7 protein-coding genes and 1 pseudogene are annotated in these 6,131 nt (G+C 75.2%); 1 reads left to right on the top strand and 7 read right to left on the bottom strand.

The window, feature by feature from the left end; all coding sequences use genetic code 11:
• Positions 1–449 (bottom strand): annotated as a pseudogene (locus PAI11_RS10790) (hypothetical protein); the annotation flags it as partial.
• Positions 450–487: 38 nt separating this feature from the next.
• On the opposite strand from PAI11_RS10790, the gene PAI11_RS10785 reads away from it, so the two are divergent.
• Complete coding sequence (locus PAI11_RS10785; protein WP_007574285.1) at positions 488–2,281, top strand: acetolactate synthase large subunit; 1,794 nt, start codon at positions 488–490, stop codon at positions 2,279–2,281.
• Positions 2,282–2,293: 12 nt separating this feature from the next.
• On the opposite strand, the gene PAI11_RS10780 is transcribed toward PAI11_RS10785, so the two are convergent.
• The 6 genes from PAI11_RS10780 to PAI11_RS10755 all read right to left on the bottom strand — a co-directional run bounded on the left by PAI11_RS10780 (position 2,294) and on the right by PAI11_RS10755 (position 5,985).
• Positions 2,294–2,533, bottom strand: a complete 240-nt coding sequence (locus PAI11_RS10780; protein ID WP_138974233.1) for a hypothetical protein — start codon at positions 2,531–2,533, stop codon at positions 2,294–2,296.
• A gap of 90 nt (positions 2,534–2,623) precedes the next feature.
• A complete protein-coding gene (locus PAI11_RS10775) occupies positions 2,624–3,232 on the bottom strand; it encodes a TetR/AcrR family transcriptional regulator (protein ID WP_050897208.1) in 609 nt (202 codons plus the stop codon).
• A 90-nt stretch (positions 3,233–3,322) separates the two neighbouring features.
• The gene (locus PAI11_RS10770) at positions 3,323–3,700 is read right to left on the bottom strand and encodes a hypothetical protein (protein ID WP_040599851.1); all 378 of its coding nucleotides are present in this window, start codon (positions 3,698–3,700) and stop codon (positions 3,323–3,325) included.
• A 127-nt stretch (positions 3,701–3,827) separates the two neighbouring features.
• Positions 3,828–4,100, bottom strand: a complete 273-nt coding sequence (locus PAI11_RS10765; protein ID WP_040599850.1) for a hypothetical protein — start codon at positions 4,098–4,100, stop codon at positions 3,828–3,830.
• A 104-nt stretch (positions 4,101–4,204) separates the two neighbouring features.
• Positions 4,205–5,032, bottom strand: a complete 828-nt coding sequence (gene rsmI / locus PAI11_RS10760) for a 16S rRNA (cytidine(1402)-2'-O)-methyltransferase (RefSeq protein WP_007574276.1) — start codon at positions 5,030–5,032, stop codon at positions 4,205–4,207.
• Positions 5,029–5,985: an ROK family protein gene (locus PAI11_RS10755; RefSeq protein WP_007574274.1), complete on the bottom strand. Its 957-nt coding sequence runs from the start codon at positions 5,983–5,985 to the stop codon at positions 5,029–5,031. Before PAI11_RS10755 ends, rsmI begins: the two co-directional genes overlap by 4 nt.
• Between the last annotated feature and the right edge of the window lie 146 nt (positions 5,986–6,131).

Here is a 6,131-nt window from a genome sequence, read left to right as displayed (position 1 = left end):
CGCGGCACCGCTGGCGCCGGCCGCCGGGGCGCCGGCCCCAGCGGCGCGAACCGCAGGATCGGGCGCGGCTCGCGCAGCAGCGGCGCGGGGTCGACGTAGCCGAAGGGGTCGCTCGTCCGCCGCACGCCGAGCGCGATCCGAGCGCCGGCCGCCCGTCCCAGGAGGGCCCCACCGCGCACGCGCGCTCCGCGCACGACCGCCGCCGGCCCGATCCCCGAGACCGTCACCGCCCAACCGCCGCAGCGCACCGTCACCGCCCGCGAGCGCGGCGTCCGCCCGGCGAAGGCCACCACGCCCGCGCACGGCGCCACCACCCGCTGGCCGGAACGCGCGACCAACCGCAGCACGCGCCGCTGGCCGGTCAGGAACGGCGTCGCGCGGCGGTACCGGAACGGCGAGGCGACGGGACCGGGCAGCGGGCGGATCAGGGCGGGCGGCTGGTCGACCACCGGCGCGACGCTAGGCGGCGCGAGGCCCCGCGAACCGGATGCGACGCGATCGGCACGACACCGGCACGATGCCGATGCGAGCGGCGGCGATCGCGCCTCGCCCGTGCCCGCCGACCCGCCGCCCGCCACCGGATAGCGTCCGCCGCACCCCGTTCCCGTCCCCGGAGCCTCCCGCCGTGCCCACGACCGCCGCCCAGCTGCTCGTCCGCTGCCTCGAACAGGAGGGCGTCGAGTACGTCTTCGGCATCCCCGGCGAGGAGAACATCCACTTCGTCGACGCGCTGCGGGACTCGCCGATCCGCTACGTGCTGGTGCGCCACGAGCAGGCCGCGTCGTTCATGGCCGAGATCTACGGCCGCCTGACCCAGCGCGCCGCGGTCTGCTCGGCGACGCTCGGCCCGGGGGCGATCAACCTCCAGCTCGGGGTCGCCGACGCGACCACCAACAGCACGCCGCTGATCGCGATCTCGGCCCAGGTCGGCCGCGACCGCTCCTACAAGGAGTCCCACCAGAGCGTCGACCTGGTGCCGATGTTCGCCCCGATCACCAAGTGGTCGGCGCTGGTCCCGACGCCCGAGTCGCTGCCGGAGATCGTCCGCAAGGCCTTCAAGACCGCCCAGACCGAGCGGCCGGGCGCCGTCTACCTGGCGATCCCCGAGGACATCGAGGGCGCCGAGGTCCCCGACGCGCTGGCGCCGCTGCCGATCGACCGCGTCCGCCCGAACGAGCCGACCGACGCCCAGGTCGGCCGGGCCCTGGAGGTCCTGCGCGAGGCCCGCAACCCGATCCTGCTGGCCGGGCACGGCGCCGCTCGGGAGGGTGCCCAGGCCGAGCTGCTGCGCTTCGCCGAGCGGACCGGGATCCCGGTGGCCAGCACGTTCCACGGCAAGGGCGTCTTCCCCGACGACCACCCGCTGGCGCTCGGCGCGGTCGGCTTCATGCGCCACGACTACGTGAACTTCGGCTTCGACGAGGCGGACGCGATCCTCGCCGTCGGCTACGAGCTGCAGGAGTTCGACCCGGTCAAGATCAACCCCGACGGCGACGCGCGGATCATCCACGTCCACCGCTTCCCGGCCGAGGTCGACGAGCACTACCCGGTCGCGGTCGGGCTCCACGGCTCGATCGCCCGCTCGCTGACGCTGCTGGCCGACGCCCTCGACGGCGAGCCGGTCGGTCGGCCCGCCGACGCCGACTGCCACGCCTCGCGGCTGCTGGCCGAGGAGCTGACCCGCGGTCGCGCCGACGACCGGGTGCCGCTCGCGCCGCAGCGGATCGTCGCCGACACCCGCACCGCGCTCGGCCGCGACGACATCGTGCTGGCCGACACCGGCGCGGTGAAGATGTGGATGGCGCGGCTCTACCCGACCTACGCGCCGAACACCTGCCTGCTCTCCAACGGGCTCTCGACGATGGGCTTCGCGCTGCCGGGCGCGCTCGGCGCGAAGCTCGCGCACCCCGACCGCAAGGTGCTGGCGGCCACGGGCGACGGCGCCTTCCTGATGCACGCCCAGGAGCTGGAGACCGCCGTCCGCGAGCGGATCCCGCTCTGCGTCCTGGTCTGGGAGGACGGCGGCTACGGCCTGATCGAGTGGAAGATGCAGATGGAGCTGGGACGCTCGTCCTCGGTCACGTTCGGCAACCCCGACGTCGTCCGGTTCACGGAGAGCTTCGGCGGCCGCGGGATCCGGATCGGCGCCGCCGACGAGCTGCTGCCGGCGCTGCGCGAGGGGCTCGCCTCCGACGGGGTGACGGTGATCGCCTGCCCGGTCGACTACCGCGAGAACCTGCGCCTGACCGACCGCCTGGGCGAGCTGACCGACGCGCTCTAGGCCCTCACCGGCTCAGAAGTTGCAGTAGGTGTTGCGGTAGTTCAGGTTCGTGAAGAGGACGGCGTTCCAGAAGGCGATCTCCGCCGGATCGGACTCCCGTTCCAGGTGCCGCTCGGCGTTGTTGATCGCGCGCTGCGCCTGCTGGCAGGCGACGCGGCCGGGACCGTCGGGGTAGGCGGACGCCGACGCGGGCGCGATCGCGAGCAGGGCGACCGACGCGGCGAGCACCGAGCGCATGGGGCGGAGAGTCATCGAAGGGCCTTTCGGCGGGCAACAGGGACCGGTCGATCGAACCCGATCGACCGCCCGCCGACAATCCGGAGCCGCCCCTGAGGTTCTGGCCTAGGACCGCAGTCCCTGAAGGACGATCCGTAGCATCGGCTCGATCCGCGGGTCGCTGTCCGGTCGGCGGGCGCGGCGTTGGTCGGCGGCCCACGCGATCCCGTAGACGACCCGCAGCACGTCGTCGGCGTCGGCGTCGGCCCGCACGACGCCCTCGGCCCGAGCCCACTCCAGCAGGGTCGACCAGCCCTGGCGCGAGAGCGCGCAGACGGTGCCCAGCGGCGTGCTGGCGTCGTGCATCGTCGCCTTGATACTGGCGGCGACTCCTCGGAAGGTCGCGGCATCGGAGAGCACGTCGCGCAGGTAGGCCTCGACCGCGGCCCACGGGTCGCCGCCCTCGCGGAGGCTCTCGGCGTGGGCGATCGTCCGCTCGAAGCGCTCGTGGAGCAGCGCCTCGATCAGGTCGTCGCGGGCCGGGAAGTGGCGGTAGAGCGTGCCGACGCCGACCCCGGCGCGGCGGGCGACCTCCTCCAGCGAGCCGTCGACGCCCTGCTCGGCGAACGTGTCGCGGGCGGCCCGCAGCAGCCGCTCGCGGTTGCGGCGCGCGTCGGCCCGCATCGGCCGCTCGGCGGCGGGGCTCGTGGGGGCGTCGGGACTCGTCTGCGTCATGGCGTGAGGGCGCGTTCGACTCGTGGGGGGGGGCGAAACGGAGGCAACCTCCGTAGCAGGCACGAGCATCAATCGGAGGCAGCCTCCGCTTCATGTCGGAAGGTCGCGACGTCCCGCGCGACCCCACCGATTCTCTCGAAGGAGCCCCTCGATGTCGACCCCGACCGCCTCGTGCTCCCGCGCGCGCCCGCCGGCCAGCACCTCGGGATCGCGCTCGCCGTGGTCGTCACCTGCCAGCTGATGGTCGTCCGCGACAGCGACTGGCAGCTGCTCGGCGCCCGCGCGGTCCAGGGCGCTCGGCGCCGCGTTCGCCGCGCCGCCGCGGACCGGCCCGCGGCGGCCGCTGATCGTCGCGCACGAGGCGCTCTCGCAGGGGATGACGAGCACGTTCGGCGTCGCCGCGATCTCGCTGGTGGTCGCGGTCCTGGTGCTGCGACAGAGCCGCCCCGGCACGGACGACGGCGGCACGGCCCCGGCGCCGGCAAGCCCGGCTGAGGCCGGGTCGGGCGGAGCCGGGCGGAGCCGGGCGGGGTCGGCCGGGACGGATCGCGGGCGCGCGAGCCGCTACCGGCCCGCCCGCCCGCGGTACCGGCAACTAGAAGTTGCAGTAGGTGTTGAACCAGGCCTTCTCGGTGCGGTAGGCCTGGAGCCAGTAGGCGGAGTCGGACTGGGTGGTCGACGCGATGTAGCGGTCCAGGTAGTAGTCGACGTACAGCTGGCTCGTCTCGCAGAGCTTGCCGTAGGGCGGGGTCGCCGATGCGGGGCTGGCGGGACCGGCCAGGCCGACGGCGGTGACGCCGGTGATCAGGAGTGCGGTGAGCTTGCGACGAGCCATCATCTGGAGGACCTCGGGTCGTGGGATCTGCACCGACCACCAAACCGCCCGCCCGCCGCCCTGACAATCAGGGACCGGCCCCGAGGTTGTGCAGCGCACGGTCGACGACCCGCTCCGCCTGGTCCTTCGCGGCGCCCTCAGTCCGCGTCGTGCAGCGCGCGGTACAGCTCGTTGGCCGCGACCCCGGTCAGCTCGGAGACCACCCGCGCGGCGGTCCGGGGGCGCGCCCCGTCGTCGACCAGCCGCCGCGCGGCGGCGAGCGCGCGCGCCACGTCCAGGGTCGCTGCGACGCCCGCCACCACGAGCGTGATCTCGCCCTTGACGGCGCCGTCGGCGAAGCGCTCGGCGACCTCTGCGGCGGGCCCGCGGACGACCTCCTCGTGGAGCTTGGTCAGCTCCCGGCAGACGGCGACCACGCGGGTGGGGTCCTCGTCGGCGATCGCCCGCAGGGTCGCGACCAGCCGCCGCGGCGACTCGAAGGCGACCGTCACGTCGGGGTCGCGCAGCAGCTCCAGGGTCTCCCCCGTGCGCCGCGGCAGGAAGCCGACGAACCGCCATCGCTCGGCCGTGATCCCGGCGGTCGCGATCGCGGTCACCGGCGCGCTCGGGCCGGGCAGCGCCTCGACCCGGATCCCGGCGTCGCGGAACGCCGCCACCAGCCGCCCGCCCGGGTCGCTGACCACCGGCATCCCGGCGTCGCTGACCAGGGCCACGACCTCGCCCGCCCGCACCCGCCCCAGCAACTCGGCGGAGCGCTGGGCCTCGTTGTGCTCGTGGAGGCTGATCGTCGGGGTCGCGATCCCGTAGCGCTGCAGCAGGACCCGGGTGTGGCGGGTGTCCTCGCAGGCCACGACCGCCGCCGATCGCAGCGCCTCCAGCACCCGCGGCGTGACGTCCTCGAGGTTGCCGATCGGCGTCGCGCAGACCAGCAGCCGCCCGGCCGGGGCCGCGTCGTCGTCGCTCACGGCAGGTCCTCCCGAGCGAGGATCGCGGCGCCGATCATCCCCGCCTCGGCACCGAAGCGGGCCGCCTCGACGCGGGCGCCGTTGGACGGCGGCCGGGCGCGCCGCCGCGCCTCGTCGCGGGCCGGCGCCAGCAGCAGCTCGCCGGCCGCGGAGACCCCGCCGCCGATCAGGACGACCTCGGGGTTGAAGATGTTCATCGCGTTGGCGATCCCGACCCCCAGCAGGGTCCCGACGCGCTGCAGCGCCTCGCGCGCGGCCCGGTCGCCGTCGCGCGCCGCCTCGGTCACGTGCTGGCCGGTGATCTGCGTGCCCTCGGCGGCCATCCGCGCCAGCAGCGACCCCGGCCGCTGGCCGGCCAGCCGCTGGCCCTCGCGGCCGAGCGCGCTGCCGGACGCGAGCGCCTCCAAGCATCCGCGGTTGGTGCAGTTGCCCTGGCAGAGCGGGCCGTCGAAGTCGACCACCATGTGCCCGAGCTCGGTCGCGGCCCCGGTCGCCCCGCGGATCAGGTTGCCCTCGGCGACGACGCCACTGCCGATCCCGGTGCCGATCGTCATCAGGACCGCGTCCTTGCAGCCGCGGGCGCCGCCCGCACGCCACTCGGCGAGCATCGCGCAGTTGCCGTCGTTGTCGAGCGCGACCGGCAGTTGCAGCCGATCCTGCAGCTCGTCGCGGACCGGCACGCCGTCGAGCGGCTGGTGGACCGTGGAGACCGCCACCCCGCGGCGCCGGTCGACCAGCGACGGGATCCCGACCCCGACCGCGGTGACGGTCGTGTCCGCCGTCTCCAGCAGCTCGCGGACCTCCTCGGCGACCAGCGACAGCAGGTCCTCGGGATCGTCCGAGCGCGGGGCCAGCCGGTAGGCGCGGCGCACGACCCGCAACTGGTCGTCGAGGAGCCCGGCGAGCAGCTTCGTCCCGCCCAGATCGACACCGATGACGCAGCCAGCCGGCACGCGCGGCACCATACTCCGTGATGCCGGACCGGGACGACGCCGACGAGCGCGGAGACAGCGGTCCCGCCCACCCCCGCCGTCCGCGCCCGCCCCGCCCCGCCGGCTCGCCGCCGGATCCGCGCGGCGCCGCGCCCGACGGCCGCCCC

The organism is Patulibacter medicamentivorans (genome assembly GCF_000240225.1).
Classification (GTDB): Bacteria; Actinomycetota; Thermoleophilia; order Solirubrobacterales; family Solirubrobacteraceae; genus Patulibacter; species Patulibacter medicamentivorans.
The sequence above is the reverse complement of the archived record's forward strand: the minus strand, read 5'-3'. Positions and strand labels throughout refer to the sequence as shown.